This is a genomic window from Streptomyces sp. NPDC020780, from assembly GCF_044334475.1.
Lineage (GTDB): Bacteria > Actinomycetota > Actinomycetes > Streptomycetales > Streptomycetaceae > Streptomyces.
The window spans coordinates 640513-664407 of record NZ_JBIRTB010000001.1 but is presented as its reverse complement, the minus strand read 5'-3'; the positions used below and the strand labels follow the sequence as shown (position 1 = coordinate 664407).

Here is a 23895-nt window from a genome sequence, read left to right as displayed (position 1 = left end):
AACCCGGACGGGCGATGAATGCCGCACCCGTCCGGGTCCTTCTCGTGCTTACGCGGCGCGGTACGCCGTGCGCAGCTTGGCCACCGCACCGGTCAGGTCACCGGTGAGCAGCAGGTGATCGGCGTCGGCGAACGGCGCGGACACCGCCTGCGTCAGCTTTCCGCCCGCCTTCCGCTGGACCAGCAGCCGCGCCTGTTCCACGATCGCCCGGCCCGCCGGGGTCTTCCCGAGGCCCGCCTTCTGGGTGAGGCGGGCGGTGGCAGCGAGGCCGGCGAGGGTGGCCTCGCCGGCCGTCGGGACCTTCTTCAGGGTGGTCAGGCCCCAGCCGTAGGGGAACTGCGGGTCGTACACCGCGTCACCGACGTTGACCGGCAGTTGCGACTCCGACTTCGGCCAGGTCACCGGGAGCTGCCCGGTGAAGGCGCGCTTGCCGTAGAGCACGTCGGCCACGCCGTCGCCCTCCGTGCCCGGCAGCCAGGAGGCCACCAGCGCGTCGATGTCCCCGAGCCGGTCGCCGATGAGCTGGGGGCGGCCGGAGACGACGAGGACGGCGCACTTCATCGCGGCGCAGACCGTGTCGACGGCCGCCTTGTCGGCGTCGGTCAGCTCCAGGTCGTGGCCGTTGCCGACGTCACCGATGCCCTCGGCGTACGGCTTCTCGCCGACGACGACGACTCCGACGTCGTACCCGTCGGTCGGGGCGGTGGCGTCCTGGGAGTAGGTGGCCGACGAGGTGTTCTTCCTGATGCCCTCCAGGATCGTGGTACCCGTGGTGGTCCTGCCCGAGGAGCCCTGCCAGCTGACGGTCCAGCCGCCGGCCTGGTTGCCGAGGTCGTCGGCGTTGGACCCGGCGACGTACACCTTCTGGGACGCCTTGAGCGGGAGGACGGCTCCGTCGTTCTTCAGGAGCACCTGGGACTTGGCGGCGGCCTCGCGGGCCACGGCCCGGTGGGCGGCCGAGCCGACGTCGTCCAGGTTGGAGGTGTCGGCGTACGGCTTCTCGAAGAGGCCGAGGCGGAACTTCTGGGTCAGTATCCGGGAGACCGCGTCGTCGATCCGGGCCTGGGTGATCCGGCCCGCGCCGGCCTCGTCCTGGAGCGTCCGCGTGAACTCCTGGTACGCGGTCGGGACCATGATCATGTCGAGGCCCGCGTTGACCGAGGTGCGGACGTCGCTCGCGTAGTCGCCTGGGATCTGGTCGATGGCCTGCCAGTCGCTGATGACGAAGCCCTCGAAGCCCATCCGGTCCTTGAGCACGCCGTTGATCATCTCGGCGTCGGCGTGCATCTTCACCGGGCCGGCGCCGTCGCCGATGATGTCCAGCGAGGAGTAGGAGGGCATGACCGTGCCGACGCCCCGCTTCACGGACTCGGCGAACGGCGCGAGGTGCACCGCTTCGAGCTCCTCGCGGGTGACCCGGGTGACGCCCTGGTCGATGGTGTACGAGCCGGTGGTGGACGAGCCGAACTCCGTGCCGCCGTCGCCGACGAAGTGCTTGGCGCTGGCCAGCACCTTGTCGTTGCGGTCCAGGTCCGTGCCCGAGGGGCGGCCCTGCATGCCGGTGATGACGGTCTCCATGGACTCGACGAGGGCCGGGTCCTCGCCGTAGGCCTCGTAGGACCGGCCCCAGCGCTCGTCACGGGTGACGCAGAGGCAGGGGGCGAAGTCCCACGGGATGCCGGTGGCGCGCACCTCGTTCGCGGTGACGGCGCCCGTCCTCTGCGCGAGCTCCGGGTCGCGTCCGGCACCGATGCCGATGTTGTGCGGCATGATCGTCGAACCGATGACGTTGTTGTGGCCGTGCACCGCGTCCACGCCGTAGATCAGCGGGATCTGGAAGCGCGTGGCCTGGGCGCGCAGCTGGTAGGCGTCGATCATCTTCGCCCAGGCGGCGGCCGTGTTCGGGGTGGGTACGGAGCCCCCGCCGGAGAGCAGCGAGCCGAGGTCGTACATGGCGATGTCACCCGGCGACCTGAGGGCGTTGCGCTCGGCCTGGGTCATCTGGCCGGCCTTCTCGGCCGGGGACATCCGCGACAGCAGGTCGGCGACGCGCTTCTTCACCGGCAGCTTCGCGTTCTGGTAGGGCAGCCCGTGGGCGTCGATGACGACCTGCGGGTTCTCCTTGGGCGGCTTGGCTCCGGTGACGGTGAGTTCGAGGGGGATCGTCTCGGCCGCCTCCGCTCCCCTGTCCTTCGTGGTGGCCACGGAGACGGTGTGCGAGGTGCCGGACGCGGTGCCTGCCGGGAAGGTGTACGTGCCGGTGACCGGCGTGTAGTCTCGGCCGGCCTCGGCGCTGCCGCCCTTGGTCGTGTACGCGACGGTGACGGGCTCCTCGATGGGGAGGGAGCCGGTGGTGGCGACGGAGACCTTGATGTCCGCCGTGCCACCCTCCGTGACCGGGTGCACCGCCGAGTCGACGACGACGCTCGACTTCAGGGCGGGATCGGCCTTGCCGTACAGCTCGACGGCGTCCATCGCGAACGCGCCGGGGGCGCCGGTCGGCAGCGTGAGCGCGTATCCCCACATCTCGTTCAGGCCGAGGACCTGGTCGATGCCGCCGACGGGCTGGTAGTCGGTCCGGTAGACGAAGTCCGCGAACGGGATCTCGACCTGGTGCCAGCCCTCCCAGTCGTCGGTGAACGAGGTGGTCCACAGTTCGGACGCGCCGCCGTTGGCCCCGCCGTCCTTGATCTCGAAGTGGATCCGCCTGCCCGAACCGGGCGGCAGGGGCGCGGTGTTCTGGCCGTACCACCAGAAACGGATGCCCTTGTGGGCGGTCCAGTCCTTCGGGGGCTGGTCCACGGCGAACTCGTGGCTGAGTCCGCCCCAGGCGCTGATGTCGTAGGTGCCCTGGAGGACCTTGGCGCCCTCGGGGGCGTCGGAGCGCTCGGCGAACGACAGCTTCGGCTGGTCGTCCGCGTCGCCGCCCCAGGTGAAGAGGGAGTCGGCGGGCGGGTTGCCGAGGGGGACCTCTCCCTCGAAGCGGTCCACGAGGACCGGCGCGGGCTCGTCCCCGCCGGCCGCTGCGCTGGGGACGGCTCCGGCGAGGAGTCCGGCGAGGACGGTGACGGCCGCGAGAGCGGCCGTGACCGGTCTCGCTGCCCCGCGGCGGGCGCGGGCTTGCGGTGTGCTCGGCATGTGCGATTCTCTTCCGTCCGGGTCGGTCGGTGCTGGTGTCACGGGTTCGGTCAGTGCTGCTGTCACGGGTTCAGGCGGTGCTGCTGCCGCGGGTGAGGTGGATCGTGTCGCGGTACCACTTGGCGCTGTCCTTGAGGGTCCGCACCTGGGTGTCGTAGTCCACGCGGACGATGCCGAACCGCTTGTCGTAGCCGTACGCCCACTCGAAGTTGTCCATCAGCGACCACGCGAAGTAGCCCCGGACGTCCGCCCCGCGCCGGCGCGCCTCGGACACGGCGGCGATGTGGTCGGCGAGGTAGGCGGTGCGGTCGGCGTCGGGGACGGTCCCGTCGGCCGCGACGGTGTCGTCGAACGCGGCCCCGTTCTCCGTGATGACGGTCGGCAGGGCGTAGTCCCTCTGGAGCCGCAGCAGCAGATCGGTGAGCTCACCCGGGGTGATCTCCCAGTCCATGGCCGTACGGGGCAGGTCGCGCTCCACCCCGCGGACGACGGGCAGGCCGTCGGCGCCGGTCGGTGAGCCGTCCTCGGTCACGCCGGAGAACAGGGCGCCCCGGTAGAAGTTGACGCCGAGGACGTCGAGGGGGGTGGCGATGGCGGCGAGGTCGCCGTCCCGGACGGGCAGTGCGATGCCCTGGGCCGCGAGGTCCTCGACGACGTCCTGCGGGTAGCGGCCGTGGACGATCGGGTCGAGGTAGAGGCGGGTGCCCATGCCGTCCGCCCGGCGGCAGGCCTCTCGGTCGGCCTCGCTGCCGGTCTCCGGGGTGGCGGTGCCGAGGTTGAGGGTGATGCCGAGTTCCAACGGGCGACTGCCCGCCGCCTCGCGCATCTGCCGGGCGGCTAGGCCGTGTCCCAGGAGCAGGTGGTGGACGGCGCCCATGGCGTCGCCCAGGTCGGTGCGCCCGGGGGCGTGCGCCCCGTAGGCGTAGCCGAGCATCGCCGAGCACCACGGCTCGTTCAGCGTCGTCCAGTGCTCGACCCGGTCGCCGAGCGCCTCGTAGGCGAGCATGGCGTACTCGGCGAAGCGCAGGGCGGTGTCGCGGGCCGGCCAGCCGCCCGCGTCCTCCAGCTCCTGCGGCAGGTCCCAGTGGTAGAGGGTGATCCAGGGGGTGACGTCCCTCCCCCGGAGCTCGTCGACCAGCCGCTTGTAGAAGTCGAGGCCCTTGGCGTTGGCCGGGCCCCGGCCGCCCGGCTGGATGCGCGGCCAGGCCAGCGAGAAGCGGTAGGTGTCGACGCCCAGGCCCGCGATCAGCTCCACGTCCTGGGGCATCCGGTGGTAGTGGTCGCAGGCCACGTCGCCGTGCTCCGCCTGGTGCACGGCGCCCGGGACCCGGCAGAAGGTGTCCCAGATGGACGGGGTCCGCCCGTCCTCCGAGGCCGCGCCCTCGATCTGGTACGAGGAGGTCGCCACACCCCAGCGGAAGTCGGCGGGGAGTCCCTGGACGGCGGCGGGCTGCGGGCTGCTGCGGGGCGTGACGAGGTTCATGGGTCTCCGTAACTCCTCTTGGCCGGTGGGTGGGTGGTGCTGGAGCGGTCAGTGGTGCAGCCAGCAGGCGACCTCGCGGTCCTGGGCGGCGTCCGGCGCGGCGAGGACCGGGACCCTGGCGGCGCACGGTTCGAACGCCTTGGCGCAGCGGGGGTGGAAGGCGCAGCCGCTCGGCATCGCGGACAGGTGCGGGGGTGATCCGGGGATGCCGGTGAGCTCGCGGCGCGGGCCGTGCAGCGCGGGGAAGGAGTGCAGCAGGCCTTCGCTGTAGGGGTGGCGGGGGTCGCGGTAGATCTCGGCGGCGCCCGCCTGCTCCACGATCCTCCCCCCGTACATGATCGCGATCCGGTCGGAGAACTCGATCAGCAGCGAGATGTCGTGGGTGATGAACACGACGGAGAAGGAGAGGCGCTCCCGCAGTTCCACCAGCTTGCGCAGGATCTGCCGCTGCATCACGACGTCGAGGGCGGTCGTGGGCTCGTCCATGATGACGATCTCGGGCTCCAGGGCGAGCGCCATCGCGATCATCACGCGCTGGCGCATGCCGCCGGAGAGCTGGTGCGGATAGGCCGCGAGCCGGTCGGTGGAGATCCCGACGAGGCGCAGCAGTTCCTCGGCCCGCGCGGTCCGCTCGGCGGCCCGCATACCGGGGCGGTGCGCGGTGAGTACGTCGGTGAGCTGGCTGTGGACGGTGTGCACCGGGTTCAGCGAGTTCATGGCTCCCTGGAACACGAGGGACAGCTCCTGCCAGCGGAAGGCGCGCAGCTGCTCCGGGGACAGGGCGAGGATGTCGACGGTCCCCCCGCCCGGCCGGTGGTAGTGGACGTCGCCCCCGGTGATCACCCCGGGCGGGGAGAGCAGCCGGGTGACGGCGTACGCCAGGGTGGACTTCCCTGACCCCGACTCGCCCGCCAGGCCGAGGACTTCGCCGCGGTGCAGGGTGAGGTCGATGTTCCGCAGCGCGCGGACGCCGCCGGCGCCGGTGCCGTAGTCGACGTCCAGGCCGCTGATGGTGAGGATCGGCTCGGCGGTCATGCGCTGTGCTCCTTGCTGGGCTGTCCGGACGGCCCGGGCGTGCCGGGCGGCTCGGGCCCCTCGGGTGCTGCGGGTGCTGCGGTGCGGGCCACGGGGGTGAAGCCGACCCGCATGCGGACCGTGCGGGAGGCGCCCGTCGCGGTGCGCAGGCGCGGGTTGACGAACTCGTCGATGCCGAAGTTGATGAGGGAGAGAGCGGTGCCCAGCAGGGCGATGCACAGGCCGGCGGGTACGAACCACCACCAGGCCCCCTGGGCCAGCGCCTGGTTGGACTGGGCCCAGAAGAGCACGGTGCCCCAGTTCCAGTGGGAGATGTCGGCGACGCCGATGAAGGCGAGGGTGATCTCGGAGAGGATCGCGAAGATGACCGTGCCCACGAAGCCCGAGGCGATGACGGCGGTGAGGTTCGGCATGACCTCGAACAGGATGATCCGCCAGGTGGACTCGCCGGTGGCCCGGGCCGCCTCCACGTAGTCGCGCCGTCTGAGCGACAGGGTCTGGGCGCGCAGGACGCGCGAGCCCCAGGCCCACGAGGTGAGGGCGATGACGAAGGCGATCAGCAGGTCCCCGGTGTCCTCGACGAAGCTCGCGATGATGATGATCAGCGGCAGCCCGGGGATGACGAGGAAGACGTTGGAGAGCATGGAGAGGGCCTCGTCGGCGGCCCCGCCGAGGAATCCCGCGCTGACCCCGATGAGCACCGAGAGCACGGTGGCGAGGAAGCCGGCCAGGAATCCGACGACGAGGACCCCGCGGGTGCCGACGAGGATCTGGGAGAGGACGTCCTGCCCGGTGTGCGTGGTGCCGAACCAGTGCTCGGCGGACGGTGGTTGCAGCAGCTGGTCGCTCATCGCGTCGGGGTCGTACGGGGCGATCCACGGGCCGATGACGGCGAGGACCACGAAGACCAGCAGGATGAGCAGCCCGGTGCGGGTCTTGCCGCCGCGCAGGAAGCGGAACCTGGCCCGGCCGGCCGCGGCCGGGACGGGGTCCGTGACGACTACGTCGGTGGTGGTGACGGCCATAGTCAGGGCCTCTCTTCCGGGACAGGCCGGAACAGGGAGCGTGGTCTGGTGCATGCAGCCGCAAGGCGGAGGAGGGAGGCAACGCGGAGCGTTGTGGACTGACGACAACGCGGCGGATGTGCGTGCCAGGCCGCGCGAGCCCGGCCTGTCCCGGAAGAGAGGCCCACTATGCCTCCTTGCGGGTGCGCGGGTCGAGGAGGGCGTAGGCCATGTCGGCCAGCAGGTTCGCGGCGAGCACGGAGAGCGTGATGATCAGGAAGACGCCCTGCATGAGCGGGTAGTCCTTCGCGCCGACGGCCTGGAGCAGCCGGAAGCCGATGCCGGGGTAGTTGAAGACCATCTCGACCAGCAGGGTGCCGCTGACGATGAAGCCCAGGGAGAGGGCGAAGCCGGAGATGTTGGGCAGGACCGCGTTGCGGGCGGCGTAGGAGAACATCACCCGCCGCTCGGAGAGCCCCTTGGCCTGCGCCACCATGACGTAGTCCTCGGAGGAGACCGTCACCATCATGTTGCGCATACCGAGGATCCAGCCGGCGACGGCGCTGAGCACGATCGTGATGCCGGGCAGCACCCCGTGGTAGAGCGCGCTGGAGATGAACGGCCAGTCGAAGGCCGGGACCAGGGAGCTGTCGTAGCCGCCCTCGAAGGGGAACAGCGGCCATTTCACCGCGAACAGCGCGATCGCGATGAGCCCCAGCCAGAAGTAGGGGACGGACGAGATGAAGGTGGTGACGGGCAGCAGCCCGTCCAGCCAGGATCCGCGCCGCCAGCCGCTGTAGACGCCGATGCCGGTGCCGAGCAGGAAGCTGATGAGGGTGGTGATCCCGACGAGCGCCAGCGTCCAGGGCAGCGCGTCGGAGAGCACCTCGCCCACCGGGGTGGGGAAGTAGGTGAAGGACAGGCCCAGGTCGCCGTCGAGCAGGCTCGACCAGTAGTCGGTGTACTGCGACCAGAGGGACTGGTTCTCGTCGAGTCCGAACAGGGCCTTCAGTGAGGCGATGGCGCTGGTGTCGAGCTGTCCCTGGTAGCGGCTCATCAGAGCCTCGACGGGGTCGCCCGGCATCAGGCGCGGGATCAGGAAGTTGATGGTGATCGCGGCCCACGCGGTGACCGCGTAGAAGGCGAGCCTCTGGAGGACGTACTTCACTTCGCCGCCCCCTCGGCCGTGGTGCCGTCGTACAGCCAGCAGGCGGCCCATCGGCCGTCCGCCAGGTCGAAGCGCGGCGGCAGTCCGGTGCGGCAGCGCTCCATGGCCTTCGGGCAGCGGGGATGGAAGCGGCAGCCGGCCGGCGGGTCGATCAGGGAGGGCGGCTCCCCGCTCCCGGCCTCCTCCTGCGCCTGGGCGTCGGCGACCCGGTCGGGGTCCGGCGCGGAGGCGATCAGCAGCTGGGTGTAGGGGTGGGCGGGGTGCTGGGTGACGCTCTCGCTGTCCCCGCCCTCGACGAGCCGGCCCGCGTACATCACCAGGGTCGTGTCCGCGAAGTAGCGGGCGGACGCGATGTCGTGGGTGATGTAGAGGATCGCGAGGTTCAGCCGCTCCTTGAGGTCGCGCAGGAGGTTGAGGACGCCGAGCCGGATCGACACGTCCAGCATCGACACCGGCTCGTCGGCCAGCAGTACCTGGGGGTCGGCGCCGAGCGCGCGCGCGATCGCGACGCGCTGGCGCTGGCCTCCCGACAGCTCGTGCGGGAACGTGTCCAGGAACCGGTGAGGAGGAGTCAGCTGGACGCGTTCGAGCAGAGCCGCCAGGTTCTTCTCCAGCTCCTCGTCCCCGCTCCCCGCCCGGCCGTGGATCCTGAGGGCCCGGGTCAGGTGGTAGCGCACGGTGTGCACCGGGTTGAGCGAGGCGAACGGGTCCTGGAAGATCAGCTGGACCTGCTTGACATACCTGCGGAAGGACCGGCCGCGCCCGGCCCTGACCGCCGTACCGCCCAGCTCCACCTCGCCCGCGGTGAGCGGGTACAGCTGGGCGAGCAGCCGTGCGACGGTGGATTTGCCCGAGCCGGACTCCCCCACCAGAGCCGTGACGGTGCCGCGCCGGAGCTGCAGCGAGACGTCGTCGACGGCGTGGACGGAACGGTGCCTGCGGGCCAGGAGGTCGCCGACGGTACGCCGTACGGGGAAGTGCTTGGTGACTCCGCGTGCTTCGAGGACCACATCGGTCCCGGTGCGCACGTCTGCGGACTGTTCGGTGGTCATGGTCGGTTCTTCCCCGTGCTTAGAGGGTCCGGCAGTTGAGGGGCGGGAGACGGAGCGGGGTTGGGCGCGTGCAGCTGCAAGGCGGAGGATTGAGGCAACGCGGAGCGTTGTCGATCGACGACAACGCCGCAGATGCGCGCGCCCGACCCCGCGACGCCGCCCCCCAACTGCCGGCCCCTCTCACTTCTTGGCGGGCTTCAGGTTCAGCACGACTTCCAGCGCGTCGGGCTGGGTGTGCTGCGGCGCGGCGTACGGGTCGGCCTCGGTCGGCCAGCCCACCCAGTTCTTCGTGGAGTACTCGGCGCCGATGGGGGCCGCGGCCGTCGGGATGACGGGAGCCTGCTCGACCATGATCTTCTGCAGGGCGTTCATGGCGGTGGTGCGCGCGGCGTCGTCCGTGGCGTTGGCGTACTGCTTGAGCAGGGCGGTGGCCTCCGGGCTCTTGAACCGGCCGAAGTTGCCGAGCTGGGCGGTCTTGCCGACGGGCTGGAGGATCGCCCCGTCCATGATGTTCTGGTACATGTCGTACGGCGTGGCGCCGCTGTTGGTCCAGTGCAGGGTGGCGTCGAAGTTGCCGGTGGCGACGTCGGTCCCCCAGGCCTCCGCGGTCTGTGTCTTGACCTTGGCCTCGATGCCCAGCTGCTTGATGTTGTCCTTGATGATGGACAGCCCGGTGATGTAGTCGTTCCAGCCGGCCGGGTCGGTGAAGGTCAGCTCCACCGGCTTGCCGCCCGGGTCCTTCAGCACGCCGCCGCTGAGGGTGAAGCCCGCCTCGGCGAGGATCTTCTTGGCGCCGGCCACATCGGGCTCGGTGGTGGCGTTCCTGTACTCCGGCGCGAGGAACGCCTCACCGGCGGGCAGCGGGATGCCGGTGGGGTTGGTGATCTCCGGGTAGAGGGTCGCCTCGGCCTGGACATGGATGGCCTTGCGGTCGACGACCATGGCCATCGCCTTGCGCAGCACCGGGTTGTCGAACGGCTTGCGGGCGGTGTTGAACCAGAGTCCGTGGATACCGAGGCCGGAGGGGAACCAGAGCTTGTGGTTCTGGGGGTCCTTGGCGATGTACAGCTGCTTGTAGTTCGGCATGAAGACGAACGACCACTCGACCTTGCCGTTCGCCAGGGCCGTGGTCGCCGCGCTGTTGTCGTTGTACGCGGTGTAACGCAACTCCTTGACCTGGGTCTTGCCCTTCCAGTAGGTGGGCGTGGCGGTCAGGGTGGTGGTCTGCGGGGTGAAGGTCTTGAGCTGGTACGGGCCGGAGCCGACCGGGGTGCGGTTGGGCCAGGTCTCCGGGTTCTCGACCTTCTCCCAGATGTGCTTGGGCACGACGTAGGTCGTGATGATCTTGTTCTGGTTGACGAACTGCGATTCCTTGAAGGTCAGGACGACCTTCCCGCCCTCGACGGCGATCCCGTCGTACGGGATGCCGTTGCCGTTGAGCGCCGGGTGCTTCTTGAGCAGGTCGAAGGTGAACGCCACGTCGGCCGCGGTCAGCGGCTTGCCGTCGGCCCACTCGGCCCGCTCGTCCAGGGTGAAGGTGACCTTGCGGAAGTTGTCCTCCCAGGCCCAGTCGGTGGCGAGCCACGGGTCGCCCTTCTCCGTGGGGCGGACCTGGTTGGTCATCACCAGCGGCTCGTAGATCATGAACCGGTAGCCGAGGGTGGCGCCCGCCGAGGTGGCGAGGAACGGGTTGCTGTTGTTGGTCTGCGGTCCGTCCGGCTTGCCGAGGGTCAGCACCCCGGACGCGCCGGCTCCCCCTCCCTTGTTGGCACCCGAGTTGGCGGACGAGCAGCCGGCGGCGAGCGCGACCACGGCGGTGGCGGCTGAGAGCGCTCTCAGAGTGTGACGGCGGCGTACGGACATGACGACTCCAGGGGGACTGCGGCCGGGGGGAATCCGGGTGGTGGACAGCGCTCGACGCGCCGGGGTACGGGCGGTGCGGGGTGGGGCGGACCGCTACGGGCGGCGTGGTGCGGGCGGTTCGTGTGAGGTGGGTGGTGCGGGGGTGCTGGTGCGGGTGCGTGTGTGCGGGTCGGGGGCTGAGGGGGCGGGCGCGGGCCGTGGATCGTGGCCCCGCCCGTTACGGCGCCGAGTGACGCACGACCAGTTCGGTGGGCAGCACGACCGGTCCGTCCGGTACGGCGGTGCCGCCGAGGTGGGAGAGCAGCAGTCGCGCCGCGGCCTCGCCCATCCGTCGTGTGGGCTGGTGCACGGTGGTCAGCGGGGGTTCGGTGTGCTCGGCCATCGGGATGTCGTCGAAGCCGACCACCGCGATGTCGTCCGGCACTCGGCGGCCGGCGGCCCGCAGGGCCCTCAGCACCCCTGCCGCGGTGATGTCGTTGTGGGCGAAGACCGAGTCGAACTCCGTACCGGCGCAGAGGAGTTCCTCCACCGCGAGACGGCCGGACCGTTCGGTGAAGTCCCCGCGCGCGACGAGATCGGTGGGCAGGACCGCACGGAAGCCCGCGAGCCGGTCGCGTACGCAGCCGAAGTGCTCGGGGCCCGTGACGACCAGGGGTCTGGTGCGTCCGCCGGCCCGCAGATGGCGGGCCGCCGACGCGCCTCCCTCGTGATTGGTGGTCACGACGGAGGGGAACTCCGGATGGTGGCCGCGATCGTCGATGAGCACGATCGGCAGGCCGGACCGGTGCAGCTCGGTGAGGTGGGCGAGGGTGTTCTCCGGCTCGACGACGACGAGCCCGTCGAAGGCGCGCGCCGACACCTGGCTGGTGAAGCGCTCCACGGACTCCGCACCCCGGTTGCAGGTGAAGAGCAGCAGTCCGTAGTCGGCGGCCTCGACGGTGTCGACGACACCCTGCAGCACCTCACCCATCCACGGCCAGGTGAGCGAGGGCACCAGCATCCCGACCGTGCGGCTGCTGCCGCGGGCCAGTCCGACGGCGCCCGAGCTGGGCACGTAGCCGAGGTGTGCGATCACTTCACGAACACGAGCGGCCGTGGAACCGTCCACTTCCCCCTTGAGGTTGATGACCCGGGACACGGTCGTCTTGCTGACGCCGGCCTCACGGGCGACGTCGGCGATGGTGACACGCATCGGGGGCCTCCGGGGGCAAGGCAGGACAGGGCGGCCGAGAAGACGTCGGTACCGGTTCCGCAACCGGTACCGGAACCGGTTCCGGCGTTGCGGCTGGAGTTAACCGGGCCGGAACAGGGGCGTCAATACTTCACACCGAGATTGGTCGGGACAGACGTCCGGAGCAGCTTCGGGAAGCCACCCGTTCAGCTCTTGAACGCACCACCCTCTTGACGTGGGCACGTAAGAGCAGTTCACTCACGGCTCGTTCGACGGCACTTCCCCCACACCTCTGCCGAGAAAGGCAGCAGCCATGATGCGAACCAGCAGGGCGCTGAGAGTCCTCGTCGCGACGGCGCTCGCGACCGCGGGCCTCGCCGGCCTCTCCTCCGGTACGGCGCAGGCCGCCGGTGCGACCGTGAACATCGCGCTGACCACCACGGACGACGCCGGCGGGCGGCACGTCACCCGTGGCCTCCAGGCGCAGACACCGATCGCCTTCGGCGCCGGGAACGGCGGCACCGGCACGACCGTGACCGTCGACGAGAACACCCGCTACCAGACCTTCACCGGCGGCGGCGCCTCGTTCACGGACACGGCGGCCTGGCTGATGAAGGGCAGCGGTGCCCTCTCCCAGGAGACCCGCGACGCCACGATGAAGAAGCTCTTCTCCCCCACCGAAGGCATCGGGCTCTCGTTCGTACGCAATCCCATGGGCGGCTCCGACCTGGCACGGTTCGGCTACACCTACGACGACATGCCCGCCGGGCAGACGGACCCGAACCTCGCCCACTTCTCGATCGCACACGATCTGCAGGACGTGCTGCCGCTGACCAGGCAGGCGAAGCAGCTCAACCCGGCACTGACGACCGTCGCCTCACCGTGGACGGCGCCGGCCTGGATGAAGGACAGCGGTCAGCTCAACGGCGGGTGGCTGAAGGCCGAGAACTACGGGGCCTACGCCACCTACTTCGTGAAGTACCTCCAGGCGTGGAAGGACCAGGGTGTCCCGGTCGACTACGTCACCGCGCAGAACGAGCCGACCTGCTGCTCCGGCTATCCGTCGATGAGCTGGAACGGCTCCGGGCTCGCCTACTTCACCAAGAACGAGCTGCTGCCGAAGCTCCGGTCGGCCGGCCTGGCGGCCAAGGTCCTCGCGCACGACTGGAACTGGGACACCTACGACGCGTACGCCGCCCCCACGGTCGACGACGCGGCGGTGCGCAGCCACCCCAATTTCGGCGGGATCGCCTGGCACGGCTACGGCGGCGACATCGCGAAGCAGACGGCGGTGCACGACCGCTACCCGCAGCTCGACGCCTTCCAGACCGAGCACTCGGGCGGCACCTGGATCGCCGACCAGCAGCGCGAGGACATGCTGAACATCATCGACTACACCCGCAACTGGGCCAAGTCGGTGACCAAGTGGTCCCTCGCCGTAGACCAGGACCGGGGCCCGCACAACGGCGGCTGCGGCACCTGCGACGGCCTCGTCACCGTGCACAACGGGGACAGCAGGCACGGCCAGGTCGACTACACGGTCGAGTACTACACGATGGGCCACCTGACGAAGTTCGTCCGGCCCGGCGCCTCGCGCATCGCCTCCACCGCCAGCTCCACCGTGCCGAACGTGGCCTGGCGCAACCCCGACGGCTCCAAGGCCCTCATCGCCTACAACGGCTCCGCCTCCACCCGGCAGATGACCGTCAACTGGGGCGGCAGCACGTTCACCTACGCGCTGCCGGCCCGCACCTCGGCGACCTTCACCTGGTCGGGCGCCCAGTCCGGCACGCCGGGCACCACCGGAACCCTCACCGGCCTCGCGGGCAAGTGCCTGGACGCCACCGGCAACACCGGCGCGGACGGCACACCCGTCCAGCTCTGGGACTGCACCGGCGCGGCCAACCAGCGCTGGACCCTCTCCGGTGATGGCTCGGTCACGGTGCTCGGCGCCTGCCTGGACGTCACCTCGGGCTCGACGGCCGACGGAGCAAAGGTGCAGCTGTACACCTGCAACGGAACGGGCGCGCAGCGCTGGACGTACGACTCCGCGACCGGGGACCTGGTCAACACGGCGGCGGACAAGTGCCTCGACGTGGTGGACCACTCCTCGGCCAACGGAGCCCGTACGCAGATCTGGACCTGTACCGGAGCCGCCAACCAGAAGTGGCGGCTCGGCTGACGTCCTCCCGTCCGGGGCCCGGTTCCTCAGCCGCTGTGCACGATCTGGATCAGATTGCCGCAGGTGTCGTCCAGGACGGCGGTGGTGACCGGGCCCCTCTCCACCGGCTCCTGGGTGAAGCGCACCCCAAGGCCGCGCAGCCGCTCGAACTCCGCGGCCACGTCGTCCACGGCGAAGGACGCGGCGGGGATGCCGTCCTTGACCAGCGCCGACTTGTACGGCTTCACCGCGGGGTGGCCGTCGGGCTCCAGCAGCAGTTCGGTCCCGTCCGGGTCGTCGGGCGAGACCACGGTCAGCCAACGGGCCGCGCCCAGCGGGACCTCGGTCTTCTTCACGAAGCCCAGCACGTCGGTGTAGAAGCGCAGGGCCTTGTCCTGGTCGTCGACGAAGACGCTGGACAGGTGGATCCTCATGGGCTGCTCTCCGGGAGGTCGGGCCTGAGCCACCGGGGCGCGATGCGCTCAGGGGGGTCGGTGTGCGGACCGTGACCTGCCTATCACACCGGCGGCCCGCCCGTCCCGGCGTCGCGGCGTGCCGCACCGCCACTGCCACCGCCACCGCGTGGCCGGTGCGGTGACGGTGGGGCGGGACAGGCGGGCGGGGCCCTGCCCGGGCCCTCACCAGGCGGGTTCCGAAAGTCCCGCCGGGAAGAGCGCGGGACAGCCCTCAGTCGGTGGGCTCCACGCCGGCCCGCAGCAGGCCGTAGGTGTACGCGTCCTCCAGGGCCTGCCAGGACGCGGCGATCACGTTCTCGGCCACACCCACCGTCGCCCAGTCACCGGATCCGTCACCTGTGGTGATCAGTACCCGGGTGGTCGACTCGGTGCCCGTACGGCCCTCCAGGATGCGGACCTTGTAGTCGATCAGCTCCAGCTTGGCCAGCTGCGGGTAGATCCGCTCCAGCCCGACGCGCAGCGCCCGGTCCAGGGCGTTGACCGGGCCGTTGCCCTCGGCCGTGGCGACGATCCGCTCCCCCTTGGCCCAGAGCTTCACGGTCGCCTCGTTGGCGTGCGTACCGTCGGGGCGGTCCTCGACGATGGCCCGCCAGGACTCGACGCGGAAGTAGCGGCGCGGCCTGCCGTCGACCTCCGCGCGCAGCAGCAGCTCGAAGGAGGCGTCGGCGGCCTCGTAGGTGTAGCCCTTGAGCTCGCGCTCCTTGACCCGCTCGACGACGCGGCCGACCAGCGCCCGGTCGCCGCTCAGGTCGATCCCGAGCTCCTTGCCCTTGAGCTCGATCGAGGCGCGGCCCGCCATGTCGGACACCAGCATGCGCATGGTGTTGCCGACCATCTCCGGGTCGATGTGCTGGTACAGGTCCGGGTCGACCTTGATCGCCGAGGCGTGCAGTCCGGCCTTGTGGGCGAAGGCGGACACCCCGACGTAGGGCTGGTGCGTGGACGGCGTGAGGTTGACGACCTCGGCGATGGCGTGCGAGATGCGCGTCATCTCGGCGAGTGCGCCCTCGGGCAGGACGGTCTTGCCGTACTTGAGTTCCAGGGCTGCCACGACGGGGAAGAGGTTGGCGTTGCCGACCCGCTCGCCGTAGCCGTTGGCGGTGCACTGCACGTGCGTGGCGCCCGCGTCCACGGCGGCCAGGGTGTTGGCGACGGCGCATCCGGTGTCGTCCTGGGCGTGGATGCCGAGCCGCGCGCCGGTGTCGGCGAGGACGGTGGCGACGACGGCCTGGATCTGGGCGGGGAGCATGCCGCCGTTGGTGTCGCAGAGGATGACCACGTCGGCGCCGGCCTCGGACGCGGTGCGCACGACCGACGTGGCGTACTCCGGGTCGGCACGGTAGCCGTCGAAGAAGTGCTCGCAGTCGACGAAGACCCGGCGCCCCTGCTCCCGGAGGTGGGCGACGGTGTCGCGGACCATCTCCAGGTTCTCCTCGAGCGTGGTGCGCAGGGCCAGCTCCACGTGCCGGTCGTGGGACTTGGCGACCAGCGTGATCACCGGGGCACCGGAGTCCAGGAGCGCCTTGACCTGGGGGTCCTCGGCTGCCTTGCCGCCCGCCCTGCGGGTGGCGCCGAAGGCCACGAGCTGGGCGTGCTCGAAGGTGATCTCCTGCCGCGCCCGGGCGAAGAACTCGGTGTCGCGCGGGTTGGCGCCGGGCCAGCCGCCCTCGATGAAGCCCACGCCGAAGTCGTCCAGGTGCCGGGCGATGGTCAGCTTGTCCGCGACCGTCAGGTTGATGCCTTCACGCTGTGCACCGTCGCGCAGTGTGGTGTCGAAGACATGGAAGCTGTCGTCGGAGGCCGTGGCCTTGGTGGTCATGCTGATCTGACTCCTGTCGGGTGAGCGGATCCGGACGAATCGGCTCCACTTGCCCCCATCATCCCGCGTGCCTCGCCCCGGCCGTGGTGCGGGCCGGAAAACGAAAAAACCCCTCGCGGGTGCGAGAGGTCTGCGCGCGGGTCTGGGGCACGATGTCCGCTCCGTGCGTGGTGGTCACGGGGCGGTCACTGCGGACCGGCGCGCCTGCTGCCGATAATCATGGCGGTCCAGGACACGCACGCAGTCTTGCACAGCCCGGCCGCCGCACCCCTCCCCGTCTCAGGATGCGGGCGGAACGTCCACCGGGCCGGGTGCCGGGAGCGTTTCGTCCACGTACCGCCGCACCTGGTCCAGGACCCGCGCCCGGCCGGTTCCGGGGATACCGACGGTGACGTGGACGCTGAAGCCGTCCAGGAGGGCCCGGAGCCGGGTCGCGGCCCGGTCGGTGTCGACGGGGCGGAACTCGCCTCGCGAGACCCCCTCGGCCAGCAGTTCCACCAGGTCACGGTGCCAGGCGTCCTCGATCGCCGCCTGCCGGGCGCGGGCGTCGCCGTCGGCGTTCTGCGAGCGGTTCCACACCTCCAGCCAGAGCGTCCAGTGCGGGTCGCGGTGGCCGGCGGGGACGTACAGGGCGATGTACGCGTCGAGCCGCTCGCGGGCGGTGCCCGGGCCGGCGAGCAGGGCCCTGCGCTCCGCGCCGAGCCGTCCCTCGCTCCACTCCAGGGTCTGGAGCAGCAGTTCGTCCTTCGTGCGGAAGTAGTAGAGGAGGTGTCCGCTGCTCATGTGGACCTCGCGGCCCAGACCGGCCATGGTGAGGCCGTCCAGGCCGCGTTCGGCGACGGTGGCCATGACGGCGGCCAGGACGTCCTCCCGGGGCGGGGCGATGTTGCGGCGGCGCGGGGTGTCGGGCACGTTCTCAGATCCTGGGCTGTTGCTGCGTGACGCAGTGGATGCCTCCACCGCCGGCAAAGATCGTACGGGCGTCGACCGGTGTCACCGTACGGCCGGGGAACAGGTCGCCGAGAACGGCCGCCGCCTCGTCGTCCCTCGGGTCGTCGAAGGCGCAGAGGATCACGCCGTCGTTGCAGAGGTAGTGGTTGATGTAGGAGTGGTCCACCCAGCCGCCGTCGGGGCCCCGCAGAGTCGTGGGCGCCGGGATCTCCACGACCTCCAGGGGGCGTCCGCCCGCGTCGGTGGCGGCGCGCAGGAGCCGGACCGTCTCGCGGGTGACCTCGTGGTCCGGGTGGGACGGGTCGGGCTGGACATGCGCGAGGACCAGCCCGGGCCGGGCGAACGCGGCCACGATGTCGACATGGCCGAGGGTGCCGTACGTGCCGTAGTCGCCGGTCAGGCCGCGCGGCAGCCAGATGGCCCGCTCGGTGCCGAGCCGGGCGTGGATCTCCGCCTCGACGGCCTCCCGGGTCCAGCCGGGGTTGCGCTCCCTGCCGAGCTGGACGGTCTCGGTGAGCAGGACGGTCCCCTCCCCGTCGACGTGGATCGCGCCGCCCTCGTTGACCAGCGGCGAGCTGTGCACGGGCACACCGGCGAGCTCCGCGACACCGCGGGCGATGTGCCGGTCGTGCTCCCAGCGGGCCCAGCCCTGGGCTCCCCAGCCGTTGAACGTCCAGTCGACGGCGGCCAGCCGGGTGCCGTCGGTGACGAACGTGGGGCCGATGTCCCGCATCCAGGCGTCGTCCAGCGGACGGACGGCGATCTCGATGTCCGGACCGAGGAGGGAGCGGGCGCCGTCCTCCTGGCCGGGACCGGTGATCACCGTGACGGGCTCGAACGCACGGACGGCGCGGGCGACGGCGGCCCAGGCCCGGCGCGCCTCGTCCAGCTCGGTGCCGGTGGCGAAGGTCGGGTTGGGGCCGGGCCAGGCCATCCAGGTGCGCTCGTGCGGGGCCCACTCGGGCGGCATGCGGAAGGTCACGGGAGGTCCTCGGGTCTTTCGGTCCTGGTCGGGTCGGGTCGGGAAGGGAGTCAGGTGCCGCCCGCCTGGGGACGCGGGGCCGCCCTCGGAGGAACCCTCAGAGGAAGTAGAGGCGGTTGAGGGAGACGGATGCGGCCGCCGGGGAGCGCAGCGGGTCGCCGTCCAGGGTGACCAGGCCGCTGTCGGCGTCGACGGCCACCTGCCCCGTACGGGAGTTGAGGCGCAGGTCGGCCGGTCCGATGCCGCGCGTACCCCGGACCGCGACCCTGCGGCGGCGGGTGGGCATGAGGTCGCCGCCCAGCTGGGCGGCGGCCTCCGCGACGAAGGCGACGGAGAGATCGGCGGCGGTGGCTCCGTAGGCGCCGAACTGCGGCCCCAGGACGAGGGGTTCGCAGACGTCGGTGGCGGCGTTGGGGTCGCCGGTGACGCCGTACGCGGGAAAGCCGGACTTCAGCACCAGTTGGGGCTTGGCACCGAAGAACTCCGGGCGCCACAGGACGATGTCGGCGAGCTTGCCCGTCTCGATCGAGCCGATCTCGTGGGCGAGGCCGTGGGCGATGGCGGGGTTGATGGTGAGCTTGGCGATGTACCGCAGCACCCGGGCGTTGTCGTCGCCGGGGCCGTCGCCCTCCATCGGACCGAGTTCGGCCTTCATCTTCGCGGCCATGGCGAACGTGCGGCGCACGGTCTCGCCGGCCCTGCCCATGCCCTGCGCGTCCGAGGAGGTGATCCCGATGGCGCCCAGGTCGTGCAGCACGTCCTCGGCACCCATCGTGCCCGCGCGGATACGGTCGCGGGCCAGGGCGGCGTCGCCGGGCAGGTCCGTCTTGAGGTCGTGGACGGAGACGATCATGCCGTAGTGCTCGGCGACCGCGTCCCGGCCGAAGGGGAGCGTCGGATTGGTGGAGGAGCCGATGACGTTCGGGATCCCGGCCATCTTCAGCACGTCGGGGACGTGCCCGCCGCCGCAGCCCTCGATGTGGAAGGCGTGGATCGTGCGGCCGTCGAGGACGCTCAGGGTGTCCTCGACGGAGAGGCACTCGTTCAGCCCGTCGCTGTGCAGGGCGACCTGGACGTCGTAATCCTCGGCGACCCGCAGCGCGGTGTCCAGGGCGCGGGTGTGGGCGCCCATGTCCTCGTGCACCTTGAAGCCGCAGGCGCCGCCCTCGGCGAGCGCCTCGACCAGCGGGGCCTCGTGGGAGGACGAACCGCGGCCGAGGAAGCCGATATTGACCGGCCACGCGTCGAAGGCGCCGAACGCGTGGCGCAGGGCCCAGGGGGAGTTGACGCCGACGCCCCAGACCGGGCCGAACTCCTGGCCGATGATCGTGGTGACGCCGGAGGCCAGCGAGGCCTCCATGATCCGCGGGGAGAGCAGGTGGACGTGGGGATCAACGGCTCCCGCCGTCGCGATCAGGCCCTCGCCGGAGACGATGGTCGTCCCGGTGCCGACGACCACGTCGACACCGTCGAGGGTGTCCGGGTTCCCCGCCCGGCCGATCGCGGCGATCCGGCCCTCCCGGATGCCGACGGACACCTTCCGGATCCCCAGTACGGCGTCGATGACCAGGACGTTGCTGATGACGACGTCACAGGTCTCCCGGACCGCGGCGGCCTTGAGGTGCAGTCCGTCGCGGGCCGTCTTGCCGAAGCCGGCGAGGAACTCGTCGCCGGGCTTCTGGGCGTCGGACTCGACACGGACGGTCAGCCCGGAGTCGCCGAGCCTGACCCGGTCCCCGGCGCGTGGCCCGTGCACGGAGGCGTACGTGTAAGGGTCCATCAGTGCTCCTCCTCCCCCGGTCCGGGGGACGTCGCGGTGTCCGCCGGGGTCTCGGGGCCGGGAACCGCTCCGGTCTGCGGCACGGACCCGGATGCGTTTCCGGTTCCGAGTCCGGTTCCGGGGGTCGGTCCGTTACCGGTACCGGTGCCGGGGGTCGTTCCGATGCTGTCCGCAGGTCCGACCCCGGTTCCGAGTCCGGTTCCGAGTCCGGTTCTGGGGATCGTCCCGTCGACGCCCTCGGACCGGGCTCCGGCTCCGGCTCCGGCTCCGGGGATCGTTCCAATGTCGTCCGCGGGGCCGGCTCCGAGGTAGCCGCAGGCCGCCGCCCTGCGCAGCGCCTCCTCCTTCGCGCCGGGGGCGTCCAGCGGCCCGTCCACGAGCCCGGCGAAGCCGATCGCGATCCGGTCGCCGCCGATGGGCAGGAGATCCACCCGCGCACTCTCCCCCGGACCGAAGCGGACGGAGGACCCGGCCGGCACGCAGAGCCGCATCCCGTACGCCGCAGCGCGGTCGAAGTCGAGCCGCGGGTTGGCCTCGAAGAAGTGGAAGTGGGAGGTCACGCTGACCGGCACGGCGGCGGTGTTGCGGACGCCCAGCCGTACGGTGGGCTCCGCCCCGGGCCCCGCCGGGCCGGGCAGGAGCGCGCCGGGGGCGTCCTCGCCGAGCGAGCCGCCGTCGAGGGGGCGGCTGACCACCGCGAGCCGGGAGCCGTCGTCGAAGACGGCCTCCACCTGCACCTCGGTGACGATGTCGGCCACGCCGGGCAGCACGTCGCCGGGCCCGAGGACGGCGCGGGCCGCCTCGATCGCCTCGGCCAGCCGGCGTCCGTCCCTGGCCGCCTCGCAGACGGTGTCGGCGATCAGCGCCGTCGCCTCGGGGACGTTGAGCCGGAGCCCGCGGGCGCGCCGCGCCCGGGCCAGTTCGGCGGCGCCGAAGAGCAGCAGCCGGTCGCGTTCGGTCGGGGTCAGCCGCACGTCACCGCACCTCCTTGTTGGAGCAGCACTCTAACCACATTTAGAGCGGCGCTCAAACCTCGGAGGACGGCGCAGGCCGCGCCCCGGTACGGAGCGCGGCCTGCGGAGGGACCGTAGGGGCTCAGGGGCTAACCGAGCCGGTGCATCCAGCCGTGGGTGTCCTCGGCGATGCCCCGCTGGATGTCCAGCAGCCGCTCGCGCAGCCTGAGGGTGACCTCGCCGGGCGTGCCGTCGCCCTGGACCCACTCGCCGTCCGCGGACTTCACGGTGCCGACGGGCGTGATCACGGCGGCGGTGCCGCACGCGAAGACCTCGGTGAGGGTGCCGTTCGCGGTGTCGGCACGCCACTGGTCGATGGAGACCCGGCCCTCCTCGGAGGCGTAACCGAGGTCACGCGCGACGGTGAGCAGGGAGTCGCGGGTGACGCCGGCGAGCAGCGAGCCGGTGAGGGAGGGGGTGACGATCCGCTTGCCGCCGTCCTCCTGCTCGTACACGAAGTAGAGGTTCATGCCGCCCAGTTCCTCGACCCACTTGTGCTCGACGGCGTCGAGGTAGGCGACCTGGTCGCAGCCCTTCGCGGCGGCCTCGGCCTGGGCGAGGAGGGAGGCGGCGTAGTTGCCGCCGGTCTTGGCGTCGCCCATGCCGCCGGGGACGGCGCGCACCCGGTCCTGGGAGAGCCAGATCGAGACCGGCTTCACACCGCCGGGGAAGTAGGCGCCGGCCGGGGAGGCGATGACGATGAAGAGGTACTCGTTGGCGGGCCGCACCCCCAGGCCGACCTCGGCGGCGATCATGAACGGGCGCAGGTAGAGGGACTCCTCGCCGCCGTGCGCGGGAACCCATGCCTCGTCCTGCCGGACCAGCGCGTCGCAGGCCTCGATGAAGGTCTCGACCGGCAGCTCGGGCATCGCGAGCCGGGCGGCGGAGCGCTGGAAGCGGGCGGCGTTGGCCTCGGGGCGGAAGGTGGCGACCGAGCCGTCGGGCCGGCGGTAGGCCTTGAGGCCCTCGAAGATCTCCTGCGCGTAGTGCAGGGTCATGTTGGCCGGGTCGAGCGACAGCGGTCCGTACGGCACGAGCTGGGCGTCGTGCCAGCCGCGACCCTCGGTCCAGCTGATCGTCACCATGTGGTCGGTGAACTGCCGGCCGAATCCGGGGTTGGCCAGGACCGCCTCGCGCTCCGCGTCGGACAGGGGGTTCGAGGAGGGCTTGAGCTCGATCGTGGGCGTCGTCATGAGTGCGTGTCCTTCACCGGTCTTGTGTGTGATGGACCGCGCTCACGCCCGCTCCCGTCCGACGCGTGTCGGGCAGGTCCGAGGACGTCCGAGCTCTACCGCAAGCCACGGCCCCGCGTTCGATTATCGCTCGCGGGCGGCTCTGCACGAAATGGCACGTTTGCGGTGACGTGAAACGCGGTCCTGGGGTCGATGGTGGCACCCGGGGACCGCGAGGTGAAGCCGCCGGGCGCGGATGCGACCCGGCGGCTTCGAAGAGGAGTCGTCGGGTCAGCTCGCTACGCGTACCGCGAGCGCGTCGCCGATCTCGTCGGTGGTGCGTGCGGCGGCCCCGTCGCGTCCCGCGAGGTCGGCGGAGACGGCCTCCTCGATGCGGGCGGCCTCGGTCTCGTAGCCGAGGTGGCGCAGCAGGAGGGCGACGGAGAGGATCGTGGCCGTCGGGTCGGCCTTGCCCTGGCCCGCGATGTCGGGGGCGGTGCCGTGGACGGGCTCGAACATGGACGGGAAGGCGCCCGTGGGGTTGATGTTCCCGGACGCGGCCAGGCCGATGCCGCCGGTCACGGCGGCGGCGAGGTCGGTGAGGATGTCACCGAAGAGGTTGTCCGTGACGATGACGTCGAAGCGCTCGGGCTGGGTGACGAAGAAGATCGTCGCGGCGTCGACGTGCAGGTAGTCGGTGGCGACCTCGGGGTACTCGGCCGCGACCCGGTCGAAGGTGTTCTTCCACAGGTGGCCCGCGTACACCAGGACGTTGTTCTTGTGCACCAGCGTCAGCTTCTTGCGCGGGCGCGCGGCGGCGCGTGCGAAGGCGTCGCGGACGACGCGCTCGACACCGTAGGCGGTGTTGACGCTCACCTCGGTGGCGACCTCGTGCTCCGTGCCGGTGCGCAGGGAACCGCCGTTGCCCGTGTAGGGGCCCTCGGTGCCCTCGCGGACGACGACGAAGTCGATCTCGGGGCGTCCGGCCAGCGGCGTCGCGGTGTTCGGGAAGAGCTTCGACGGCCGCAGGTTGATGAAGTGGTCGAAGGCGAAGCGCAGCTTCAGCAGCAGCCCGCGTTCGAGCACGCCCGACGGCACGGACGGGTCGCCGATGGCGCCGAGGAGGATGGCGTCGTGGCTCCTGAGGGCCTCGAGCTCCGCGTCCGGGAGGGTTTCACCGGTGCGGTGCCACCGCTGGGCGCCGAGGTCGTACTCCTTGGTCTCCAGCTTCACGTCCTGCGGGAGGACAGCGTTGAGGACCTTCAGGCCCTGGGTCACGACCTCCTGGCCGATACCGTCGCCGGGGATCACTGCGAGATTGATGCTGCGAGACATGGATGCACCCTAGTGCTCGTCCCACCCCATGACACCCGCTGTCCACGATGCGGACGAGTGCGGGTGGTCACGCGGTGGGACCGGCTGTCAGTGGCCCGTGGATCCGCCGTTGTCCCGGCGGTCGAGGGCCCGCTGCAGGGCGGCGGCGGCGTTCGCACGCTCGGAGGCGGTGGGGCGCGGGGTGCGGCGGACGCGGCGGACAGTGGTCTCGGCCATGGGGGATCGACTCCTTGAGATCGCGTGGATATCGAGAGCGGGACTTCGCGCGACGTGACATCGGGGACGTGATGTC

The 23895-nt window shown here is 71.2% G+C and carries 17 protein-coding genes and 1 pseudogene; 1 reads left to right on the top strand and 17 read right to left on the bottom strand.

What is annotated here, in order from left to right; all coding sequences use genetic code 11:
- Window positions 1-48: 48 nt before the first annotated feature.
- The 8 genes from ACH4VO_RS02950 to ACH4VO_RS02915 all read right to left on the bottom strand — a co-directional run bounded on the left by ACH4VO_RS02950 (window position 49) and on the right by ACH4VO_RS02915 (window position 11935).
- Entirely contained in the window at window positions 49-3138 is a 3090-nt protein-coding gene (locus ACH4VO_RS02950) for a glycoside hydrolase family 3 N-terminal domain-containing protein (protein WP_360984301.1), read from the bottom strand.
- A gap of 70 nt (window positions 3139-3208) precedes the next feature.
- The gene (locus ACH4VO_RS02945) at window positions 3209-4621 is read right to left on the bottom strand and encodes a GH1 family beta-glucosidase (RefSeq protein ID WP_360984298.1); all 1413 of its coding nucleotides are present in this window, start codon (window positions 4619-4621) and stop codon (window positions 3209-3211) included.
- 48 nt (window positions 4622-4669) lie between these two features.
- On the bottom strand, window positions 4670-5656 hold the full coding sequence (locus ACH4VO_RS02940) for an ABC transporter ATP-binding protein (protein WP_360984294.1): 987 nt from the start codon (window positions 5654-5656) through the stop codon (window positions 4670-4672).
- Window positions 5653-6681 (bottom strand): ABC transporter permease, encoded by a 1029-nt coding sequence (locus ACH4VO_RS02935; RefSeq protein ID WP_360984291.1) that lies wholly within the window; start codon window positions 6679-6681, stop codon window positions 5653-5655. Before ACH4VO_RS02935 ends, ACH4VO_RS02940 begins: the two co-directional genes overlap by 4 nt.
- A 166-nt stretch (window positions 6682-6847) precedes the next feature.
- Window positions 6848-7828 (bottom strand): ABC transporter permease, encoded by a 981-nt coding sequence (locus tag ACH4VO_RS02930; protein ID WP_360984288.1) that lies wholly within the window; start codon window positions 7826-7828, stop codon window positions 6848-6850.
- Window positions 7825-8880, bottom strand: a complete 1056-nt coding sequence (locus ACH4VO_RS02925; protein WP_360984285.1) for an ABC transporter ATP-binding protein — start codon at window positions 8878-8880, stop codon at window positions 7825-7827. The genes ACH4VO_RS02930 and ACH4VO_RS02925 overlap by 4 nt, the downstream gene beginning before the upstream one ends.
- Before the next feature lie 180 nt (window positions 8881-9060).
- On the bottom strand, window positions 9061-10743 hold the full coding sequence (locus ACH4VO_RS02920; protein ID WP_360984282.1) for an ABC transporter substrate-binding protein: 1683 nt from the start codon (window positions 10741-10743) through the stop codon (window positions 9061-9063).
- 217 nt (window positions 10744-10960) lie between these two features.
- A complete protein-coding gene (locus tag ACH4VO_RS02915; protein WP_360984279.1) occupies window positions 10961-11935 on the bottom strand; it encodes a LacI family DNA-binding transcriptional regulator in 975 nt (324 codons plus the stop codon).
- 292 nt (window positions 11936-12227) lie between these two features.
- Between ACH4VO_RS02915 and ACH4VO_RS02910 the strand changes: the two genes are divergently transcribed.
- The gene (locus ACH4VO_RS02910) at window positions 12228-14096 is read left to right on the top strand and encodes a ricin-type beta-trefoil lectin domain protein (RefSeq protein ID WP_360984276.1); all 1869 of its coding nucleotides are present in this window, start codon (window positions 12228-12230) and stop codon (window positions 14094-14096) included.
- Window positions 14097-14122: 26 nt separating this feature from the next.
- Here the strand turns inward: ACH4VO_RS02910 and ACH4VO_RS02905 are convergent, their stop codons facing one another.
- The 9 genes and pseudogenes from ACH4VO_RS02905 to ACH4VO_RS02865 all read right to left on the bottom strand — a co-directional run bounded on the left by ACH4VO_RS02905 (window position 14123) and on the right by ACH4VO_RS02865 (window position 23819).
- Window positions 14123-14509 (bottom strand): VOC family protein, encoded by a 387-nt coding sequence (locus ACH4VO_RS02905; RefSeq protein ID WP_360984273.1) that lies wholly within the window; start codon window positions 14507-14509, stop codon window positions 14123-14125.
- Between the two features lie 253 nt (window positions 14510-14762).
- Window positions 14763-16370 carry a citramalate synthase gene (gene cimA / locus ACH4VO_RS02900; protein ID WP_360984270.1) on the bottom strand — a complete coding sequence of 536 codons (1608 nt, stop codon included), beginning with the start codon at window positions 16368-16370 and terminating at the stop codon, window positions 14763-14765.
- Between the two features lie 279 nt (window positions 16371-16649).
- Complete coding sequence (locus ACH4VO_RS02895; RefSeq protein ID WP_360984267.1) at window positions 16650-17282, bottom strand: TetR family transcriptional regulator C-terminal domain-containing protein; 633 nt, start codon at window positions 17280-17282, stop codon at window positions 16650-16652.
- Between the two features lie 4 nt (window positions 17283-17286).
- Window positions 17287-18291 (bottom strand): agmatine deiminase family protein, encoded by a 1005-nt coding sequence (locus ACH4VO_RS02890; protein WP_360984362.1) that lies wholly within the window; start codon window positions 18289-18291, stop codon window positions 17287-17289.
- Between the two features lie 109 nt (window positions 18292-18400).
- On the bottom strand, window positions 18401-20083 hold the full coding sequence (locus ACH4VO_RS02885) for an urease subunit alpha (RefSeq protein ID WP_360984264.1): 1683 nt from the start codon (window positions 20081-20083) through the stop codon (window positions 18401-18403).
- Window positions 20084-20382: 299 nt separating this feature from the next.
- Window positions 20383-21057 (bottom strand): annotated as a pseudogene (gene ureA / locus ACH4VO_RS02880) (urease subunit gamma); the annotation flags it as partial.
- Window positions 21058-21185: 128 nt separating this feature from the next.
- Window positions 21186-22289 carry a branched-chain amino acid aminotransferase gene (locus tag ACH4VO_RS02875; RefSeq protein WP_360984261.1) on the bottom strand — a complete coding sequence of 368 codons (1104 nt, stop codon included), beginning with the start codon at window positions 22287-22289 and terminating at the stop codon, window positions 21186-21188.
- 270 nt (window positions 22290-22559) lie between these two features.
- Entirely contained in the window at window positions 22560-23603 is a 1044-nt protein-coding gene (locus tag ACH4VO_RS02870; RefSeq protein WP_360984258.1) for a 3-isopropylmalate dehydrogenase, read from the bottom strand.
- An 87-nt stretch (window positions 23604-23690) separates the two neighbouring features.
- Entirely contained in the window at window positions 23691-23819 is a 129-nt protein-coding gene (locus ACH4VO_RS02865) for a hypothetical protein (RefSeq protein ID WP_360984255.1), read from the bottom strand.
- Between the last annotated feature and the right edge of the window lie 76 nt (window positions 23820-23895).

Bases quoted from the DNA above. Each gene is read 5' to 3' on its own strand.
- cimA (WP_360984270.1), bottom strand. From the start codon at position 16,370: ATGACCACCAAGGCCACGGCCTCCGACGACAGCTTCCATGTCTTCGAC.
- ACH4VO_RS02870 (WP_360984258.1), bottom strand. From the start codon at position 23,603: ATGTCTCGCAGCATCAATCTCGCAGTGATCCCCGGCGACGGTATCGGC.
- ACH4VO_RS02950 (WP_360984301.1), bottom strand. From the start codon at position 3,138: ATGCCGAGCACACCGCAAGCCCGCGCCCGCCGCGGGGCAGCGAGACCG.
- ACH4VO_RS02905 (WP_360984273.1), bottom strand. From the start codon at position 14,509: ATGAGGATCCACCTGTCCAGCGTCTTCGTCGACGACCAGGACAAGGCC.
- ACH4VO_RS02910 (WP_360984276.1), top strand. From the start codon at position 12,228: ATGATGCGAACCAGCAGGGCGCTGAGAGTCCTCGTCGCGACGGCGCTC.
- ACH4VO_RS02935 (WP_360984291.1), bottom strand. From the start codon at position 6,681: ATGGCCGTCACCACCACCGACGTAGTCGTCACGGACCCCGTCCCGGCC.
- ACH4VO_RS02940 (WP_360984294.1), bottom strand. From the start codon at position 5,656: ATGACCGCCGAGCCGATCCTCACCATCAGCGGCCTGGACGTCGACTAC.
- ACH4VO_RS02865 (WP_360984255.1), bottom strand. From the start codon at position 23,819: ATGGCCGAGACCACTGTCCGCCGCGTCCGCCGCACCCCGCGCCCCACC.
- ACH4VO_RS02915 (WP_360984279.1), bottom strand. From the start codon at position 11,935: ATGCGTGTCACCATCGCCGACGTCGCCCGTGAGGCCGGCGTCAGCAAG.
- ACH4VO_RS02945 (WP_360984298.1), bottom strand. From the start codon at position 4,621: ATGAACCTCGTCACGCCCCGCAGCAGCCCGCAGCCCGCCGCCGTCCAG.
- ACH4VO_RS02875 (WP_360984261.1), bottom strand. From the start codon at position 22,289: ATGACGACGCCCACGATCGAGCTCAAGCCCTCCTCGAACCCCCTGTCC.
- ACH4VO_RS02920 (WP_360984282.1), bottom strand. From the start codon at position 10,743: ATGTCCGTACGCCGCCGTCACACTCTGAGAGCGCTCTCAGCCGCCACC.
- ACH4VO_RS02890 (WP_360984362.1), bottom strand. From the start codon at position 18,291: ATGCCGCCCGAGTGGGCCCCGCACGAGCGCACCTGGATGGCCTGGCCC.
- ACH4VO_RS02885 (WP_360984264.1), bottom strand. From the start codon at position 20,083: ATGGACCCTTACACGTACGCCTCCGTGCACGGGCCACGCGCCGGGGAC.
- ACH4VO_RS02925 (WP_360984285.1), bottom strand. From the start codon at position 8,880: ATGACCACCGAACAGTCCGCAGACGTGCGCACCGGGACCGATGTGGTC.